The sequence below is a fragment of the Chloracidobacterium thermophilum B genome, assembly GCF_000226295.1.
Classification (GTDB): domain Bacteria; phylum Acidobacteriota; class Blastocatellia; order Chloracidobacteriales; family Chloracidobacteriaceae; genus Chloracidobacterium; species Chloracidobacterium thermophilum.
Window position 1 is genome coordinate 398,432 of the sequence record NC_016024.1, and the last position, 18,506, is coordinate 416,937.

The following is an 18,506-nucleotide window of genomic DNA, read 5'->3' on the forward strand; positions in this document are numbered from 1 at the left end:
TGGACAAAACCACGATGACTTTGAGCTGTCTCCAGACTGAACTCACGGCCGAGCTGGATGCCATCCGGGCCGCCGGCCGGTGGCGCGAACTGCGCCCGGCGCAGGCCCCGCCGGCCGTGACCTTCGTCTGCGGCGGGCAGGAGTGGGTCAACTTTTCCAGCAACGATTATCTGGGGTTGTCCACGCATCCACGCCTGATTGCAGCCGCCCAGGCAGCCACAGCCAAGTGGGGCACCGGGGCGACGGCGAGCCGCCTGATTTGCGGTACGCTTGACCTGCACTGCGCCTTGGAAGAGGCGCTCGTTGCCTTCAAGGTCGGCGGACATCCCGGCTACCGCGCCCTGCTGTTCAACAGCGGCTACCACGCCAACCTGTCCCTGCTGACGGCGCTGACCGATGTTCAGGATGTGATCTTCTCCGATGCCCTCAACCATGCCAGCCTGATTGACGGCTGCCGTCTGAGCCGGGCGACGACCGTCGTGTATCGGCACAACGACCTGGACGACCTGCGCGCCAAACTGACCCGGTACGGACAGGCGCGGCGCAGGCTCATCGTCACGGAAGCGGTGTTTTCAATGGATGGCGATGTCACGCCACTGGCCGATGTGCTGGCTCTGGCGGAAACCTTTGGGGCGTGGGTCGTACTCGATGAAGCCCATGCCACGGGCGTGCTAGGCCCACAGGGAAGAGGTCTGGCGGCGCAGCTTGACCACACCGGCCGCCCACTCATCCTGATGGGCACGCTTGGCAAAGCTCTGGGCAGCTTTGGGGCGTTTGTTGTCGCGCCGGCCGTGGTCATCGAACTGCTCATCAACCGGGCGCGGCCGTTCATCTTCACCACAGCCCTGCCGCCAGCGCCGGTTGCGGCGGCGCTGGAAGCCGTGCGCCTGCTCGTGGAAAGCGATGCCCTGGTGGAAGGGCTGCATCGCAACATCAAGCACATGGCAACGGCGCTGGGGTTTTCACCGGACTGGCCCGCGCCGATTTTTCCGGTGGTGCTGGGCGCGGAAGCGGCGACCATGCGTGCCATGCAGGACTTGCAGGCGGCCGGGTTCTATGTGGTGGGGATTCGCCCGCCCACCGTCCCGCCTGGCGCGTGCCGGCTGCGCCTGACGGTGACGGCGGCCCACACGCCGGCCCAGATTGCAGATGTGGCGACTGCCATCCGGTCAGTGATGCCGGCTTCCAGCTTGGCTCAGGCCACTCATTCGTAGCGCAGGGCCTCGACCGGGTCGAGGTAGGCCGCCTTGATGGCCGGAATGAGTCCGGCAACGAGACCGATGCTGACCGAAACCGCAAACCCAATGCCAACCCACAGCAGGGAGACACTGGAGGGCAAGTCCGGGATGGTCAGGTTGATGATTTGACTGAGACCCAACCCGGCGAGAATCCCGATGCACCCGCCAAGGCCGGTCAGCGACATGGCTTCAATCAGGAACTGCATGATGATGTCCCGCCGCCGCGCCCCGAGCGCGCGCCGGGTGCCGATTTCCTTGGTGCGCTCGGTGACGGACACCAGCATGATGTTCAGGACACCAATCCCGCCGATGAGCAGCGCCATACCGGAAATCGGGACGACAATCGCCGCCAGGACCAGCGTGATTTTCCCAAAGCCTTCTTTCTCGGCCGTCGGGGTCGAAAGATGAAAGTCGTCCGGTTTGTAAAACGGGACGTTGCGCCGCTTGCGCAGCAGCCGCGTAATGTCGTCCACCATGCGGTCGAGTTGCCCGTCCCTGGCTTTGGCGACAATCATGTAGTTTTTGTCCCGTGGGTAGAGCCGGCGGTACGTGGCGTGGGGGATGATGGCGCAGTTGTCCTCCCAGTTGGCGCCGGGAAACATGCCGCGTGCCGCGCTCTTTTCCAGCACGCCGACAACCCGGAAGATTTGCCCGTTGATGGTGAACTCGTTGCCGACGGCTTCCGTCGTGCCGAAAAGGGTTTCGGCGGTGTCGTAGCCGATGACGGCCACGGCCACTCCGTGCCGGCTCTCGACTTCGGTATAGTAGCGCCCGGTCAACATCTGCATGTTGCGCGCTTCGAGAAAGGCCGGATCGCCGCCGCGCAAGACCGGATTGTTGGCCTGGCGGTCACGGTATTTCAGGATGGGCGCATCGGGACTACCCGGCCAGCGGCCCAGACAGGCCGTGGCAGCCGCCACGCTCGGCAGCTCGGCAATGGCCAGACCGTCTTCGTAGGTCAGGTCCTTGCGTTGCCGCTCTTCAAACGTCGGTTCGCGTGGGCTGCCGAAGTTGAACTTCGAGACAAAGACGGTGTTTGTGCCGAAGCGTTCGACCATGGCGGCAAAGCTCTTTTCCAGACCCGTAATGACCGAAGACACAAGGATGACGGAGGTCGTCCCGATGATGACCCCCAAAACCGTCAGCAGGGACCGGAACTTGTGCGCGCCAATGGTGGCAACGGCCTGCCCGAAGCTTTCCCGAACACTGTACAGCAGCAAGAACGTTCACCTGCCCTTTCTGGATGGATTACTCGGCACGCAGGGCCACGATGGGGTCGAGATTGGCGGCGCGGTGAGCCGGGTAGATGCCGAAGATCAGCCCAACGCCTATTGAAACCACCAGCGCAAGGATGACGGCCCAGACCGGCATCGAGAACGGCAACCCAAACTGCGCCGCGATGAGAAGTCCCGCCCACGCAGCTACCAGGCCCAGAACGCCACCGATGCCGGAAAGCAGGGAAGACTCCACCAGAAACTGCCACAGGATGTCGCGTCGGCGTGCACCCAGGCTTTTGCGGATGCCGATTTCACGGGTGCGTTCGGTGACAGCCACCATCATCGTATTCATGATGACAATGCCGCCTACAACCAGTGAAATGGAAACGACACCGAGTGCCACGGCAGCAATGAGTCCGGTCAGGCTGCGCCACAGGTCCTTGATGGCATCAGCGCCAAGGAAGGCAAAGTCGTCTTTCTGGTCGGGGCGCAGGTGGTGACGCGCCCGCATGATGCCGCGAACCTGGTCTTCCAGGGCTTCGAGCGTGACGCCGGGCCGGGGCTGGAGCACGATGGCCAGGGATTGCCGGGGCCCGAACATCCGCAGATGCACGGACGGCGGGATGACCACAAAGTTGTCGCGTTCATTGCCCAGAAACGAGCCAAGCTCTTTGGAAACCCCGATGATTCGGAAAGGCTCGCCCTGGATGCGCAGTTCGCGTCCCACGGGGTTGGCTCCGCCAAAGAGCTTCTCGCGCACCTTGTAGCCCACGAACACCACGTTGGCGCGGTTTTCGTCGTCGCTTTCGGTGATAAACCGCCCCTCCTCGACGTTGATGTTCCCGGCACCCATCGCCGGGATGCTGGGCGAATAACCAATGACCGAAACGTTTGTCAGTTCGCTGCCGCCCTGCCGCAGGTAGGGAAGGGAGGCGTCGAGCCGGATGCCCATTTCCCGGGCCAGGCTGGCGCGGGCGCGCAGGTCACGGTAATCCTCCAGAGTGATGATTTTGTTTTTCTGCACCTGGAGCCATTCGTCAAGGCTTGTGACAATGCCGTAGCGGTCGAGAATGATGGTGTTGGCCCCGAACTCCTCCTCCATCGTCTTTCCGACATAGACGTTCAGTCCCTCGATGACCGCCGCCACGGCAACCACGGTCATCACGCCGAAGATAACCCCCAGCAGGGTCAGAAAAGTGCGCAGTTTGTGGGCGCGCAGTGCGTCAACGGCCAGCCGAATGGCCTCGCGAAAGGGCATAGCGCCGGTGGACATAGGAAACCTCAGCAGGAAAGTTGCCGCCGGTGGAATCGCCCATACGAAACGTCAGGAAACCGCCACGGGTTTCAAGAATACCTGGCCGTCCTCAACGCCGGCAGCGCCTCCGCAGCAGTAAGCATTGCGCTGTGGCACAATTCGGCGTACAACGGTTGACCTGTGAACCCAACGTTTTCATTTCACCTGCCCATGATCAAACGGGTGACTCTGGCCGGTCGGCGGCTGGCATGGTGGTTGTTGGCAGTGGGACTGACCGGCATCCTGGCCGGGCCTCCCGCCGGCTGCCGTACGCTTCAATCCCCACCGACGCCGGAGTTTTTCGATCTCATCGAGCGTTTCCTGCCGCAGTTTGACGGCTCGCGGGAGCGGGCCGGCCAGCCTTCCCTGACCCGGCAGGATGCCGAGCGGTTGCTGGCCGGAGCGCACATTGAGCGGCGCTGGCAGGGACAGGGTGGGCAGGAAGTCTTCACGGTCATCCAGCCGGTACGCCTGGGCAAAGGCACAGCCCAGTGCCGGGTGACAGTCCTGGCACTGCCGGGGCAGGCGACCATTCACGGGGTTATCTTTCAGTTGTCCGGGCTGACCGATCCGGCGCTGGCCGATGATGAAAACCGTATCATTGACGCCTTCGTGCAGCGGTATGGCGATCCGGCAGATGTGGATGCCCCGGATATTGATCTCGTCTGGCCCCTGCCCCAGGGCGGACTGGTGTTGCTGGCCGCCGAAGCGGATGACCCGACAACCACTTTTGCCCTGCGTCTGCTCTCCGAAGTGCCTGCCGACGAGGTGCTGGGGCACGGCGGCGAACTGCGTGACCACGACTGAAGCTTGGCTAAAAAGGCCAAACGGGCAGCCTGAATGACCGCCCGTTTGGGAAATGAGCCGTGCAGGACTCGAACCTGCGACCCACTGGTTAAAAGCCAGTTGCTCTACCGACTGAGCTAACGGCCCCCGTGTCAAAGGCACAAGACGCCAAAGGTAGGGGAATCCGCGCCGGGATGTCAACGTGTGTTTGCCTGCCCGGATTGCTCCACTCTTGACCGTTCCGCATAATGGGCAACACGCAAACATTCCTGCCAACCGAATTCCCAGACCGACACGATGACCTTTGACCTCAAGAAAACCGTCAACCTGCCTTCCAAAGACCTGCCCATGAAGGGCAACCTGGCACAAGCTGAGCCACAGCGCCTCCAACGCTGGCTGGCTGCCGATATTTATGGTGCGCTGCGCAAAGCGCGTGCCTGCCGTCCGAAGTTTCGCCTGCACGACGGCCCGCCCTATGCCAACGGACGGATTCACATGGGAACGGCCTTCAACAAGATTCTCAAGGACTTCATCGTGAAGTCACGCAGCATGCTGGGTTTTGATGTGGCGTATATTCCCGGCTACGACTGCCACGGGCTGCCGATTGAAACCAAGGTCGTCAAGGAACTCGAAGGCAAGCTGGCCGCCAGGCAGGTGCCCCTGACGCCTCTCATCATCCGTCGGGAGGCGCGGGCCTTTGCGGAACGCCATATCGTGCAGATGAACCGCGACTTTCAGCGTCTGGGGGTACTCGGTGACTGGGAGCACGCCTACCGCACGATGAGCTACGACTACGAAGCGGACATTTTGCGGACGCTGGCGGCCTTTGTGCGGCAGGGCAGCGTCTATCGCGGGTTGCGTCCGGTGCACTGGTCTATCGGCGCGCAGTCGGCGCTGGCCGAAGCCGAACTGGAATACCGGGAAGTGGTTGATCCCTCGGTGTATGTTGCCTTTCCGCTGGTGACGGACCCGGCGACCCTGTCGCCGGCGCTGGCCGGCCGGCAGGTGGCTATCATCATCTGGACGACCACGCCCTGGACACTGCCGGCCAATCTGGGCATCAGCTTCGGGCCCGACTTCGACTACGTTGCCGTCGCGGCTTCGCCGGCCAATGGACACGGGGCGGTCGGCCCGGTGTACATCGTCGCAGAAAAGCTCCTGCCCGAACTGGCGCAGAAGTTCGGGTGGTCAACGTGGCAGACGCTGGCCACCTTCAAGGGAACGGCGCTGGACGGCAAAGTGGCCCGGCATCCGTGGCTCGACCGTGAATCCAGGCTCATGGTTGGCGAACACGTCACGCTCGATGCCGGCACGGGTGCTGTTCACACTGCGCCCGGACACGGGATGGAAGATTTTCTCATTGGCAAGCGGTATGGACTGGAGCCGTACTGTCCGGTGGACCAGCGTGGGGTGTACACCGACGACGTGGTCTACTTTGCCGGCCAGCAGGTCTTTGCTGCCAATCCGTCCATCATCGAGCTGTTGCGGGCGCGCGGCATGCTCGTCTTTGCCGAGGATTATCCCCACAGCTATCCGCACTGCTGGCGCACGAAGACTCCAACCATTTTTCGCGCCACGCCGCAGTGGTTCATCTCCATGGACGCCGCCGACCTGCGCCAACGCGCCATTGCCGAAATCGGGCGCGTCAGGTGGTTGCCGGCCTGGGGCGAGGAGCGCATGCGCAATATGTTCATCAACCGGGGCGACTGGTGCATTTCCCGCCAACGCGCCTGGGGCGTGCCTATTGCGGCCGTGCGCTGTACGGCCTGCGGAACGGTTCACGCCAGCGCTGACTTCATGGAACAGGTCGCAGAAGTCTTTGACCGCGAAGGGGCAGATGCCTGGTACGTCCGTCCGGTGAGCGATTTCCTCCCGCCTGACTTTGCCTGTGAAAGCTGTGGTGCAAAGGATTTCGAGAAGGAAATGGACATTCTGGATGTGTGGCTCGATTCGGGCGTGAGCTGGCAGACGATGGAGCGCGCCGGACTGGCAACGCCGGATGAACCGGCCTCGGATGTCTATATCGAAGGTTCTGACCAGTATCGCGGGTGGTTCAACTCATCGCTTGTCGTCAGTCTGGGACTGCGCGGCCATGCGCCCTACCGGACGGTCATCACCCACGGGTATGTCCTCGACAAAGACCGCGAGAAAATGTCGAAAAGCCTGGGGAATGTCATCGAGCCACAGGCATTGATTGAAACCGGCGGGGCTGACCTGCTGCGCCTCTGGACAGCGAGCGTGGACTACACCGACGACGTGCCCATTTCCGAAGAAATCCTGGCGCGCATCGGGGATGCCTACCGCAAGCTGCGCAATACGCTGTGCTATCTCGTCAACAACCTTTCGGACTTTGACCCGGCACAGGATGCCGTGCCGTTTGACGAACTGTTCGAGATTGACCGGTGGGCGCTCGTAGAAACGAATGAACTCGTCCGCCGCGTACGGACAGCCTACGAGCAGTATTCCTTTCAGTCGGCCTACACGGCGCTACTCAACTTCAGTACGACACAGCTTTCGAGCATCTACTTCGATGTCCTCAAGGACCGGCTCTACACCTACGCGCCGAAGTCCTACGAGCGGCGGGCTGCCCAGACGGCGCTCTATGACATTGCCAGCGCCATGATTCGCCTGTTGGCACCCATTCTGGCATTTACGGCCGACGAAGCCTGGGAGAAGCTGACGCGCCAGCCGGCTGGTTCGGTGCATCTGGCTGAGTTTCCGGCCTACGAGCCAGCGCGGGCTGATGCGGCGTTACAGGCGCGTTGGGAGACGTTGCTGGAAGTGCGTTCGGCCGTGCTCAAGGAACTCGAAAAGCAGCGGGCGGCCGGATACATCGGCTCGTCGCTCGAAGCCCAGGTGTGGCTGCGGGCCGGAGGGCCGCTTGCAGCAACGCTGGCTGACTACGGCGCGGAGGCGCTGTCTTACCTGTTCATTGTCTCGCAGGTGACGCTCGAATCTGCCGGAAACAAAGACCTGGTGGTACAGGTGGAGCGGGCGCGGGGCCGCAAATGCGAACGGTGCTGGCACTATGAAACGACTGTCGGCGAAGACCCGGACTTTCCTACCATTTGTCACCGGTGCGTCCGCAACGTGCGGGCCGGTTGGTATCCGGCGGCATAAACGCTGGATGTTTTTGGCCGGCCCGGCAGCCGGGCCGGCCGGGTATTGCCGAACGTGTATTCCCGAAAAAGTGGTCACGATTGTCGGATGCCGCCTTCGGTCAGGGCGCGGGGATCGAGCAGGCGGTCGAGTTCTTCGGCCGAAAGACTGGTCATCTCCAGAGCGACTTCCTTGACCGTACGGTCTTCGGCGTAGGCGCGTTTGGCAATCTTGGCACCGAGTTCGTAGCCAATCACCGGGTTGAGGGCTGTGACCAGAATCGGGTTGCGGCCGACCTGGGCGCTGAGGCGCTCTTCGTTGACGGTGAAGTTGGCAATGGCCTTGTCCGCCAGCAGCCGCACCGCATTGGCCATCGTGGTCAGGCTTTGCAGGATGTTGTAGGCAATGACCGGCAGCATGACGTTGAGCTGGAAGTTGCCGGACTGCCCGGCAATGGTGATGGTCGTGTCGTTACCGATGACCTGGGCGCAAACCATAGCCATGGCTTCCGGGATGACCGGGTTGACCTTGCCGGGCATGATGCTGGAGCCGGGTTGAAGGTCCTGAAGCCGGATTTCGGCGAGTCCCGCCTGCGGGCCACTGTTCATCCAGCGCAGATCGTTGGCGATTTTCATCAGGCTCACGGCCACGGTTTTGACCTGCCCGCTGAGTTCGACAATGGCATCCTGGGAGCTGAGCGATTCAAAGAAGCTGTCGTTGGGTTGGAAAGGCAGTCCGGTCCGTTCGGCCAGCCGGGCCGCAAAGCGGGCGGCAAATTCGGGATGGGCATTGATGCCGGTGCCGACGGCCGTACCGCCCTGGGCAAGCTTGGTGAGGCGTGGCAGGGCGCTTTCAATCCGCTCGATGCCGTGGGCGATTTGCCAGGCCCAGCCGGTGAGTTCCTGGGCGAGGGTGATCGGCATGGCATCCATCAGATGGGTACGCCCGGTTTTGACCACATGGGCAACACTGGCGGCCTTGGTCTGGATGGTGCTGTGCAGGTGGCGCAGGGCGGGCAGCAGGTCGTGCGTCATAGCCAGACAGGCGCTGACGTGGATGGCCGTTGGGATGGCGTCGTTGCTGCTTTGCCCCATGTTGACGTGGTCGTTGGGGTGGACGCGCATGCCGAGACGTTCGCTGGCCAGCGAGGCAATGACCTCATTGGCGTTCATGTTCGTGCTCGTCCCCGAACCGGTTTGAAAGATGTCCAGGGGAAAGTGCGCGTCGTGTTGTCCGGTGGCGACTTCCAGGGCGGCTTGGGCAATGGCTTCCGCCAGATTGGGTGCCAGCAACCCCAGTTCCTGATTGACCGTGGCGGCCGCCCATTTCACAAGGGCGAGGGCTTCAATGAAACGCCGTGGGAAACGAAGGTCGCTGATGGGAAAGTTTTCCACGGCGCGCTGGGTTTGGGCCCCATACCGGGCAGTGGCCGGGACGCGCACCTCCCCCATACTGTCGCGTTCGATACGAAATTGCTCGTCGGTCACAGAAAGACTCCTTGCCATGAAAGTTAGCTGACGCACAGAATGGAGTATGCGCGTTGGTCGTCATCGCTTTCAATGCGGGTTGTACACCAACCGGTGCCTGATGGGCGTGAGGTACAAACCTGCAACCTCTGTCTGGATGGAGGCTATCTGAAAATATGGCCGGAAAATGAGAAAGCCTACCGTGACGGTAGGCTGGCGGGTCAGCAGGGCTGGTGAAGTGGTAGCGGCGTCCGGGATCGAACCGGAGACCTACGGGTTATGAATCCGTCGCTCTAACCAGCTGAGCTACGCCGCCACAAGATTTTTATAACCTGGCTGGTTGACGATAACCAGGCGCAAGGTGAAGGTGAGGCAAAAATTGGCCGAAGCCGCGACGAATTGCAAGTCCGGGCTGCTCCACTGAGGCTGCTGTAGGGTGACTTGACATCGGAGGCAATCGGTTTCTAGCTTGTCCTGAACGGACACAGGTCAAAAGCAGTCATCGTAGGTATCGCCCATTAGCGTGGATCATTCAGGGATGACACTCGCAACCCTTCCATCGGGGGTGGAAGTCCTTGGGCGCCGGGTGAAGCGCCTGCCCTCCAATGCTATGCCCGAACGAATTCTGATTGCATCAGACGACAATCTGCTCGGTGCGATGGCCGGCGCGCTGCTGACCAGTAATGGTTATGAAGTTGACCTGGTGGATACCGGAGAGGCCGCGCAACAGCGGCTGGAGGCCGGGCCTTTCGATGCGCTCATTATGGATGTCGCTTTGCGCCAGCCAGGCTGTCTTGAGCTGGCCCGGTGGGTGCGGGGGCAAGTCGCGCTCCGCAACCTGCCCATCATCCTGCTCAGCCCGGCAGCAACACGCGATGACGACGTGCCCTCGGCGCTGCACGCTGGCGTGGACGAGGTTTTGGCCGTCCCGTTCCGCCACCAGGAACTCATTCTCAAGTTGCGCCGCATGCTGGAACGACAACGCTGGGCGGTCGAACGTCAGCGGCTGGTTGCCAATCTAGCCGCGGTAGCTGATGGCATTGAATACTGCATCCGTCCGACAGGTGAACAACCTCTGCCCAATTTTTCAGATGCGGCCGACCTTGCCGAACAGGCCAAGTGGCAGGAAATGATGACCTCGCTCAATGCGGCCATCGACGCCCTGCAAAACACCTCGAATGGCGAGGAAACCGGGATTTTACGGCGTGCCCTGGAACAGCTCTCAGCCGCACTGAAACGGGCCGGGCGCTACGTTCAGGTGCGCTCCCAGGCGCAGGCCCTGCGGGATGCCAACGAAAAGCTGCGCGAACTGGAGCGCCTGCGGGCAGAGTTTACCAATGCCATCGTGCACGACATCCGGTCGCCGTTGGGGACGATTATCTCCACGATGGAACTCATCGAGCAGCAGTTGGACGAGCCGCGCCCCAAGAAGTCTGACATCCTGCCTCTCGTCACGGGTGCCCGCACCATTGCCACAAAGCTCATCTCCCTGGTGTCGGAACTCCTGGATTTCTCAAAACTCGAAGCCGGCAAGATGACGCTGGTGCTGGAACGGCTCGAAGTGGCGAAGATCATTGAGCAGGTGGGCGAGGAATTCGAGCTGGCCACCCGGCGTAAGTCCATCAAGTTCAGTTACGGTTGTGAGGATCACCTGCCGACGATTATTGGCGATGCCAGCAAACTGCACCGGGCGCTGTCGAACCTGATGTCCAATGCTGTCAAGTTCACTCCCAATGGCGGTCAAATCTGGCTTGAAGCGCGACTGATGGAAGGCACCCAGGTGGATGCCGGTGTTCCTTACGTGGTCTTCAGTGTCGTGGATTCCGGCGAAGGTATCCCGGCTGAGGATTTGCCTTACGTCTTTGACCCTTACTACCAGGCCGCAAGTCGCAACAAGGACCTTGGAACGGGCCTGGGGCTAGCCATTGTCAAACGCATTGCGGCGGCACACGGAGGCAACGTGGCTGTCCGCAGTCAGGTTGGAGTCGGGACGGCTTTCTCCATCACACTTCCTCTCGTACCACCCAGCGCCACACAAGCCGCTCTGCCTCCATCGAACTCGACGGCGACCCCAGAGTCGGTCACCGACCTGTCCGACATACTCGCCACCCCGGCTGAAAACCCGGCACCTACGCCGTCCCCCTCAAACTGACCGACCTGCATTCAGGCGTGACTTGCTCCTGGGATGCCGTCACGTGGCTGATATAAAGAGCAAGACATGGCTTCATTGGAAACCGTCGGCTTGGTGGTCAAGCCGCATCTGAAGGACATCACAGCGTACCTGGCAAATCTGGCGGCGTGGCTTGGCGCGCGTGGGTGCCGGGTCATCGGCGAGCCGTCGGCGGCGCACCTGCTTCCACCGACTGTCACCGTCGTACCTTCAGAAATGTTGGCGGCGCAGTCCAATCTGGTCATTGTCATCGGCGGGGATGGGACGATGATTTACGCCGCACGCTTGCTGGGATCGCGGGATGTTCCGGTACTGGGCGTCAACTACGGCTACCTGGGCTACCTGACCGAATACACCCCGGAGACGGTCTATACGGCCCTGGAACGTGTTTTTGCGGGCACCTTCCGCACGGATGTCCGCATGAAGCTGGAAGCTACAGTTGAACGTCTGGGTGTGCCGCGCCTGACGGCGCAGGCCGTCAATGACTGTGTCATCACAAAGAGCATGCTGGCCCGGCTCGTGCCGATTGAGTGCCGGATCGGGGGGCAGTTCGTCTCCATTTTCCACGCTGATGGTCTCATCATCGCCACCCCAACCGGCTCGACGGCCTATTCCCTGTCGGCCGGGGGGCCGATTGTTCACCCGGCGATGCAGGCTATTGTCCTGACGCCGATCTGTCCGCACACACTGACCAACCGGCCGCTGGTGGTGCCGGATACGAGTGAAATCGAGTTGCGTCTGACGACCGAACGCGGCCCCTTCAACGTCGAGGATGTCTTCCTGACCTTTGATGGGCAGACCGGATGCGCCGTCGAACCGGAAGACCGCGTGGTGATTCGCAAGAGCGCCTCGGTGCTGACGCTCATCGAGCCGGAAGGCAAGGACTACTTCCAGCTCCTGCGCGATAAACTCAAGTGGGGCAACGGGTAACGGTTCATCGTTGAAACCCGGCTTGATTTTTCCCGGCGCCCGTGAAAACTAACCGGGAGCAAATAAGCCTGGTTCACCCTTGATTTTGCGTCCCATTGATTCACTGCCCGTTGATTCGTTGGGGCGCCGCCTGCTGCGACGATGTCGCTTCCTGATTGGTTTCCCCGCTCATCGTCAGCAATTGACCCAGCGGCAGACCTCTGTCCGGTCTGCCAGGGGACCGGGTTTGAGTATGACCCGATAAAGCGCCGCTCGCGCCGGTGTCTCCGCTGTCGCGGCGGGTCTGAAAGCCTTCTGGAGCGGGCGCGGATTCCGGCGCGCTACCGCGAAAGCAGCTTTGACAACTTCCGGGTCAATCCCGATGACGAGCGCCAGAAGTCACTCGTGACGGCCGTGCTTGCCTGCCGGCGCTATGTCAAGGATTACCCGGTCGAACGTGGGCTGGGTCTGCTTTTTCTCGGTCCCTGTGGTGTTGGCAAAACGCATCTGGCCGTGGCCACGGCCAATGCCCTGATGCGCCTCAAGCGCGTGCCGTGCCTGTTTTACGACTTCCGCGACCTGCTCAAAGCTGTCCAGGAAACCTACAACCCGCTGACCCAGACGACGGAATTATCGGTGCTGCGTCCGGTCTATGACGTGGACGTGCTCATTCTGGATGAACTGGGGGCCGGCAAGGCCACGGAGTGGGTGCGCGACACCATCACGCACATTCTCAATACGCGCTACAACGAGCAGAAAACGACGATCATCACCTCCAACTACCTGGACCAGCCAAGCGACCGCTACGACGAAACGCTTGAAGAGCGCATCGGCGTCCGTCTGCGCTCCCGTCTGTACGAGATGTGCAAAACCATCCAGATGTTTGGAGAAGACTACCGCCAGACCTACCTCAACAAACGTCTGTTGATGCAGTCGTAGCCTGCCGGACAAAAGCCGAGGCCCTGCCGCTAGGGGACGTTGCAGAACCACTTCCGAAGGTCATCCCGATTCCCGGTTCGCGGAAGATCGGGAGGCAGGCTGCGCAACACCGCTGGTCCATAGGGTTTGGTGCGTATCCGTGGGTCGAGCAGGCAGAGAATGCCCCGGTCGGTACGGCTGCGGATCAGGCGTCCAAACCCCTGTTTCAGCGCCAGGATGGCCTGGGGGAGGCTGTAGGACTGAAAGGCATTCCCGCCGCTTTCCCCGCTCTGGTTCTCGATGTGCTGACACCGGGCGGCCACCAGCGGGTCGGACGGAACGGGGAAGGGCAGGCGATCCACAATCACACAAGAGAGCGCTGGCCCCACCACATCCACGCCCTGCCAAAAACTGGCAGCGCCAAAGAGCACCGCGCCGGGTTCGGCCTGAAACGTTTTGATGAGGCTTGATCGGGGTTGATCGCCCTGTATCAGGCAGGGAAATGGCACCTTTTCTCTGACCCGCTCGTAAAGCTGCCGCATGTGCCGCAGGCTCGTGCACAGGACAAACGCGCGTCCCTGGGTGATGTCAAGCAGGGCGATGATTTCGTTCACAGCGGCTTCGGTGAAGTCAGGGTGATTCGGGTCAGGCAGGTCAGGCGGCAGATAAAGCCGGGCCTGCTGCTTGTAGTCAAACGGCGAGTCAATGAGCAGTTCGTCGCTTTCGTCGAGTCCAAGCCGTGAGCGGATGAATGCAAAAGAGCCGTCGGCCGTCAGTGTGGCCGACGTCAGCACGACGCTTTCCACCTGGTGAAACAGTTGCTCGCGCAGCAGCGCCGCAATGTCAATCGGTGTGGCTTGCAGGGAAAACCGGCGGGGTGAAGGGCGTTCCCACCAGTACACGTAGTTGGCGTCCTGGGCTTGAACGATACGGAGCAGCCGCTCGCACAACTGACGCGCGCGCGACTCCAGGCGCAGCAGGGCCGGGTCCGTATTGATCCCGAAGTTACCCACCTTCTGGTAGGCAGCCTGCCCGAGGGCTTCGGCGAGCTGATCGAGCGCCGCGGCCAGCGCCGTGTAGCCGGAAGCTTCTGTGGCCAAATCCGAAGCTTGCAGCATTCCTCGTGCATCACTTCCGCTGCCGGCCCTGTTTCTGTTGCCTGCCTGGGATGCCGGGCGGCAGACTTTCTGGGCGAACGTCCAGAAATGGGCGGCGCGCTCCACAACTGCCTGGTAGGCCTGACGCACCGCACGGGCCCGCTCGGCATCGGGGATGAAGGTTTGCGCAATGTCGCGCAGCAGTTCGGCAAACTGCTCGTTGCTGATCTGAAGGCTGAAGTAGCTGGCGGCGGTATCCTCGATTTCGTGGGCTTCGTCAAAGATGACCCGGGTGTAGTCCGGCAGAAAGGCCCCGTAATCGCTGCGCCGCGCGGCCAGGTCGGCAAAAAACAGATGGTGGTTGACGATGACAATGTCGGCTTCGCGGGCCTGTTGGCGGGCGCGGGTGATGAAACATTCGGCGTAGTGGGGACACCCCTGCCCCAGGCAACGTTCCGTCCGTGCATCAAGTTCGGCCCAGATGGGCAGGTGTTCCGGCAACCCGGACAACTCGGCGCGGTCGCCGGTGAGCGTCGTGTGAGACCACTGGCGGATGACCTCCAGGTGGTGCACCTCGTCGAGTCCGGGCAGGCGTCCTTGTTCCTCGAAACGCGCGAGCCGATACAGGCACAGGTAGTTGTTTCTTCCCTTGAGCAGTACGACCCGCAGTTGACGCCCCAGCGCCCGTTCCAGGCGCGGGATGTCGTGATGCAGGATTTGCTCCTGAAGGTTCTTCGTCGCCGTCGAGACGATGACCACTTCATCGCACAGGATGGCCGGGACGAGATAGCCCAGCGTCTTGCCGGTGCCCGTGCCGGCCTCAACACACAGGTGTCCGCCACGCTGCAGGGCATCCAGAACGGCACGCGCCATCTCCAACTGGCCGGGGCGAAACTCAAAGCCGGGCTGCGTGGTGGCCAACAGTCCGCCGGGACCGAGCACGGCTTCCAGCGGCAGCCTGTCCATTGACTGGGCGCAAACCAGGGCGTCACAGGAACTTTTGTCGAGCAGCATGGCAGTCTATGCTCCGTAAAGATGTGTCGGGTGGAAAGAACGTGGGCAGCCGGCTTGAGCTACTACATCTTGTGACATACTATCAAACCAGTCAAAAAATCCACAACCGGTTGTGGAGGTTTGTATGTCGGCTCACCTGTCGTTGACCACGGCACTGCTGGAACTTCCAGCCTATCTGCGTGGCATTGGCGTCACGACGGCCGAAAAGCTGGCGGCCGAGCTGGGAAGCGCGATTGGCAAGGTGTCGCCGGCCGAAGTCACAGTGGAAGACCTGCTGCTGTACCTGCCGTTTCGCTACGAAGACCGCTCGCACCTGCCACAAGTCTGCGATCTGCGGCCGGGCCAATCCGCTTCGGTTCTCGTCGAAGTCAGCTTGGCGTCAAGTTACCCGATTCGGACCAGACAGGGTAAGCAACTCACCCTGTTCGAGGTCATCGGGTGGGACAGCACCGGGCGCATTCGCGCCTGCTGGTGGAATCAACCCTATCTGCGGCAGGTTTTCCAGCCGGGCCGGCGGGTGGTGCTTTACGGCGAATGGGAATTCTCAAGCCGGGCGCGGTGCTACCAGGTGGAAAACCCTGACTACGAAGTGCTCAACGACGAAACGGACGACGACGTACCGGAAACAATTCACGTCGGCCGGTGCGTGCCTGTTTACCGAAAGCTGGGAACCTTTCGCACCCGCGCGCTCCGGTCGCTCATCTTTCGCCTGCTTCAGGCTTTGCATGACGTACCGGATGACGGCTTACCGGATGAATTGCGTCATGGCAGCAGGGAGTTGCCGCCCCTGCCGACCAAACTGGCAGCCCTGTGGGAAGTGCATTTCCCGAAAGCGACAGAGCATCTGGAGTCGATCCAAGCGCGTCGTTCGCTGGCGCATGCCCGCCTGGCCCTTGAAGAATTTTTCCTGCTGACCCTGGCGCTGGCCAATCGTCGCCGCCAACGCGAGCAGGCCGGAGAAAAGGCCGGGATGCGTGTGACCGATGCTATCCGGGAACGCGCACGCCAAACCCTGCCCTTTCGTCTGACCAACGCCCAGAAGCGCGTCATTCGGGAAATTGTCAGTGACCTGACCGGAACACGTCCGATGTCGCGGCTGTTGCAGGGGGATGTCGGGTCGGGCAAAACCGTCGTGGCCCTGCAGGCGATGATTGTGGCCGTGGAAAACGGCTGGCAGGTGGCGCTCATGGCGCCGACTGAAATTCTGGTTGAGCAACACTGGCGTTCCATGACGCGCTGGCTTTCAGGCACACCCTACCGCCTTGCCGCCCTTACCGGACGCCTCAAGCCAAGCGAAAAGAAAGCCATCCGACAGGCGTTGGCCAACCATGAAGTGGACATTGTCATTGGCACACAGGCGCTGATCCAGAATGACACTGCATTTGCACGCCTGGGACTGGTCATCATTGACGAACAGCACCGCTTTGGCGTGCTTCAGCGCGAACAGTTGCTGGCCCGGGGTGTCTCCCCGGATGTACTGGTGATGACCGCCACGCCCATTCCGCGCAGCCTGGCCATGGCGCTCTATGGCGACCTCGATGTGTCTGTCATTGATGAACTTCCGCCCGGACGGAAACCGGTGGTCACGGCCGTGCGCACCAACGAGCGGCGCGACCGCGTGTATGACTTCATCCGCCAGGAATGCGCTGCCGGACGACAGGCGTATATTGTCTATCCGCTGGTCGAAGAATCGGAAAAACTCGATGTCGCGGCGGCCACTGCCGCCGCTGCCCAGCTCCAACAGGAGGTCTTTCCGACGTTGGTTGTCGGACTGCTTCACGGGCGGATGAAGTCCGAAGAAAAAGATGCCGTGATGCAGAAGTTTGTCGCAGGTGAAATTCACGTTCTCGTCACGACGACGGTCGTCGAAGTCGGCATTGATGTACCGAACGCCTCAGTCATGGTCATCGAACACCCGGAACGGTTTGGACTGGCGCAGCTTCATCAACTGCGGGGGCGGGTCGGGCGTGGTGCGGCCAAATCGTACTGCGTTCTGATGGCGCCGGATGGCATCTCGCCGGAAGCTCTGGAACGGCTGAACTTTTTTGCCCAGACGCCGGATGGTTTCGCCATTGCCGAAAAAGACCTCGCCTGGCGCGGGCCCGGCGAAATGCTGGGTTTGCGTCAATCGGGTTTGCCGGTGTTTCGGGTGGGTGATCTCATCCGCGATGCCGACTGGTTGACACTTGCCCGTGAGGCTGCCTGGCGGGTCTGGCGCGAGCAGCCCAATGCACCCCAGACCCAACACTGGCTGGCCCGGGCGCAACGCATGTTTCCCATGGCGATGGGCGGCGTCCACTGATGCTACACATTTATTTCTGATGCGCCATAACGCACCCAAATCAAAGGAAGGAAAACCGACTTGCTCATCCTGCACAAACTCCACGGACTGGGAAACGACTTTCTCGTTTTCCCGCTTGGCCAGCCGGCCGCGGATACTTTTTTGAAGCATCTGGAAGTTTTTGTGCCAAAGCTGTGTCACCGACACCAGGGAATCGGCGCGGATGGTGTCATCGGTATTGAAGCCCTGACTTCGGATGATGCTGATTATCGCATGGTGCTCTGGAATGCCGACGGATCGCGGGCGGAAATGTCCGGTAACGGACTGCGTTGCGTTGCAGCTTGCATCCGGCGCGTCACAAACTGGGAGAAGCGCGAGTTGCGCGTCATGACCGATATTGGCGTGCGCGTTGTCCGCTTTCTCGCTGCCGAAGGACTTGAAACCCGCTGTGCCATTCAGATGGGAATGCCGGTGTTTGACCCCGGGCGAATTCCTTTCCGGGCAGAGCCGGCACTTCATCCGCCGTTGGTGGATGTCGCTTTGGATGTGGGGGAAGAGACGGTGCGGGCCACGGTTCTGTCCATGGGCAATCCGCACTGCACGTTGTTGGTTTCCAGCCTCGATACCGCGCCGGTTGAGTTGCTGGGTCCACAGCTTGAACGGCATCCGGCCTTTCCAAACCGGACGAATGTCGAGTTCGTGCAGGTGCTTGACCGGCACACGTTGGAAGCCCGTTTCTGGGAACGGGGCGTCGGGCGCACGGCTGCCTCGGGAACCGGGGCCTGTGCAGCGGCGGTTGCGGCGATGCTGAAACACCTGGTCGAGCGGCAGGTGACGGTGGCGACAGAACAGGGCAGCCTCGAAGTCGCCTGGGATGCGTCCAGTGGAGAAGTCACGCTGACCGGAAGCGCACATTACATCGGACAGGTCGCCTGGGCGCTGCCTGATCTCGATGCGTCAGCCGATGCGTAAACGAACCTAGCAGGTCCGGCAGGCTGTTCGGTACACTGGAAGAAA

12 protein-coding genes and 2 tRNA genes are annotated in these 18,506 nt (G+C 61.5%); 8 read left to right on the top strand and 6 right to left on the bottom strand.

All coding sequences use genetic code 11. The features are described from left to right. Positions 1 to 14: 14 nt before the first annotated feature. Complete coding sequence (gene bioF, locus CABTHER_RS01650) at positions 15 to 1,214, top strand: 8-amino-7-oxononanoate synthase (RefSeq protein WP_014098836.1); 1,200 nt, start codon at positions 15 to 17, stop codon at positions 1,212 to 1,214. Here the strand turns inward: bioF and CABTHER_RS01655 are convergent. Together CABTHER_RS01655 and CABTHER_RS01660 are read right to left on the bottom strand one after the other, a co-directional pair. Then, the gene (locus CABTHER_RS01655) at positions 1,205 to 2,458 is read right to left on the bottom strand and encodes an ABC transporter permease (protein ID WP_014098837.1); all 1,254 of its coding nucleotides are present in this window, start codon (positions 2,456 to 2,458) and stop codon (positions 1,205 to 1,207) included. The two genes, bioF and CABTHER_RS01655, sit on opposite strands and share 10 nt — an antisense overlap. Positions 2,459 to 2,486: 28 nt before the next feature. After that, positions 2,487 to 3,728, bottom strand: coding sequence for an ABC transporter permease (locus tag CABTHER_RS01660; protein ID WP_081464630.1), 1,242 nt, complete (start codon positions 3,726 to 3,728; stop codon positions 2,487 to 2,489). Positions 3,729 to 3,920: 192 nt separating this feature from the next. On the opposite strand from CABTHER_RS01660, the gene CABTHER_RS01665 reads away from it, so the two are divergent. Next, the gene (locus CABTHER_RS01665) at positions 3,921 to 4,556 is read left to right on the top strand and encodes a hypothetical protein (RefSeq protein ID WP_014098839.1); all 636 of its coding nucleotides are present in this window, start codon (positions 3,921 to 3,923) and stop codon (positions 4,554 to 4,556) included. 53 nt (positions 4,557 to 4,609) lie between these two features. Here the strand turns inward: CABTHER_RS01665 and CABTHER_RS01670 are convergent. Then, positions 4,610 to 4,682, bottom strand: a tRNA-Lys gene (locus CABTHER_RS01670). A gap of 150 nt (positions 4,683 to 4,832) precedes the next feature. On the opposite strand from CABTHER_RS01670, the gene ileS reads away from it, so the two are divergent. Continuing rightward, complete coding sequence (ileS, locus tag CABTHER_RS01675) at positions 4,833 to 7,655, top strand: isoleucine--tRNA ligase (RefSeq protein WP_014098840.1); 2,823 nt, start codon at positions 4,833 to 4,835, stop codon at positions 7,653 to 7,655. A gap of 74 nt (positions 7,656 to 7,729) precedes the next feature. Here ileS and CABTHER_RS01680 read toward each other — a convergent pair whose 3' ends face one another. Both CABTHER_RS01680 and CABTHER_RS01685 read right to left on the bottom strand, forming a co-directional pair. Continuing rightward, complete coding sequence (locus CABTHER_RS01680; RefSeq protein WP_041569035.1) at positions 7,730 to 9,121, bottom strand: class II fumarate hydratase; 1,392 nt, start codon at positions 9,119 to 9,121, stop codon at positions 7,730 to 7,732. Between the two features lie 218 nt (positions 9,122 to 9,339). Beyond that, a tRNA-Met gene (locus tag CABTHER_RS01685) sits at positions 9,340 to 9,416 on the bottom strand. A gap of 222 nt (positions 9,417 to 9,638) precedes the next feature. Here CABTHER_RS01685 and CABTHER_RS01690 point away from each other — a divergent pair. From CABTHER_RS01690 to CABTHER_RS01700, 3 genes are all read left to right on the top strand, one after another. Further along, positions 9,639 to 11,252, top strand: a complete 1,614-nt coding sequence (locus tag CABTHER_RS01690; protein WP_081464632.1) for an ATP-binding response regulator — start codon at positions 9,639 to 9,641, stop codon at positions 11,250 to 11,252. A 66-nt stretch (positions 11,253 to 11,318) separates the two neighbouring features. Continuing rightward, complete coding sequence (locus CABTHER_RS01695; protein ID WP_014098843.1) at positions 11,319 to 12,200, top strand: NAD(+)/NADH kinase; 882 nt, start codon at positions 11,319 to 11,321, stop codon at positions 12,198 to 12,200. Positions 12,201 to 12,341: 141 nt separating this feature from the next. Then, the gene (locus CABTHER_RS01700; RefSeq protein WP_014098844.1) at positions 12,342 to 13,118 is read left to right on the top strand and encodes an ATP-binding protein; all 777 of its coding nucleotides are present in this window, start codon (positions 12,342 to 12,344) and stop codon (positions 13,116 to 13,118) included. Positions 13,119 to 13,147: 29 nt separating this feature from the next. On the opposite strand, the gene CABTHER_RS01705 is transcribed toward CABTHER_RS01700, so the two are convergent. Then, a complete protein-coding gene (locus CABTHER_RS01705) occupies positions 13,148 to 15,208 on the bottom strand; it encodes an ATP-dependent DNA helicase (RefSeq protein WP_014098845.1) in 2,061 nt (686 codons plus the stop codon). Between the two features lie 124 nt (positions 15,209 to 15,332). Here CABTHER_RS01705 and recG point away from each other — a divergent pair, with 124 nt between their 5' ends. Together recG and dapF are read left to right on the top strand one after the other, a co-directional pair. Continuing rightward, positions 15,333 to 17,510 carry an ATP-dependent DNA helicase RecG gene (gene recG / locus CABTHER_RS01710; RefSeq protein ID WP_014098846.1) on the top strand — a complete coding sequence of 726 codons (2,178 nt, stop codon included), beginning with the start codon at positions 15,333 to 15,335 and terminating at the stop codon, positions 17,508 to 17,510. A gap of 60 nt (positions 17,511 to 17,570) precedes the next feature. Continuing rightward, positions 17,571 to 18,461, top strand: a complete 891-nt coding sequence (gene dapF, locus CABTHER_RS01715; protein WP_014098847.1) for a diaminopimelate epimerase — start codon at positions 17,571 to 17,573, stop codon at positions 18,459 to 18,461. The last annotated feature ends 45 nt before the right edge of the window (positions 18,462 to 18,506 follow it).

What these genes read in the sequence shown, in the direction of transcription:
- CABTHER_RS01665 (WP_014098839.1), top strand. Translation starts at nt 3,921, where the DNA reads ATGATCAAACGGGTGACTCTGGCCGGTCGGCGGCTGGCATGGTGGTTG.
- CABTHER_RS01695 (WP_014098843.1), top strand. Translation starts at nt 11,319, where the DNA reads ATGGCTTCATTGGAAACCGTCGGCTTGGTGGTCAAGCCGCATCTGAAG.
- CABTHER_RS01660 (WP_081464630.1), bottom strand. Translation starts at nt 3,728, where the DNA reads ATGTCCACCGGCGCTATGCCCTTTCGCGAGGCCATTCGGCTGGCCGTT.
- ileS (WP_014098840.1), top strand. Translation starts at nt 4,833, where the DNA reads ATGACCTTTGACCTCAAGAAAACCGTCAACCTGCCTTCCAAAGACCTG.
- CABTHER_RS01700 (WP_014098844.1), top strand. Translation starts at nt 12,342, where the DNA reads ATGTCGCTTCCTGATTGGTTTCCCCGCTCATCGTCAGCAATTGACCCA.
- CABTHER_RS01690 (WP_081464632.1), top strand. Translation starts at nt 9,639, where the DNA reads ATGACACTCGCAACCCTTCCATCGGGGGTGGAAGTCCTTGGGCGCCGG.
- recG (WP_014098846.1), top strand. Translation starts at nt 15,333, where the DNA reads ATGTCGGCTCACCTGTCGTTGACCACGGCACTGCTGGAACTTCCAGCC.
- bioF (WP_014098836.1), top strand. Translation starts at nt 15, where the DNA reads ATGACTTTGAGCTGTCTCCAGACTGAACTCACGGCCGAGCTGGATGCC.
- CABTHER_RS01705 (WP_014098845.1), bottom strand. Translation starts at nt 15,208, where the DNA reads ATGCTGCTCGACAAAAGTTCCTGTGACGCCCTGGTTTGCGCCCAGTCA.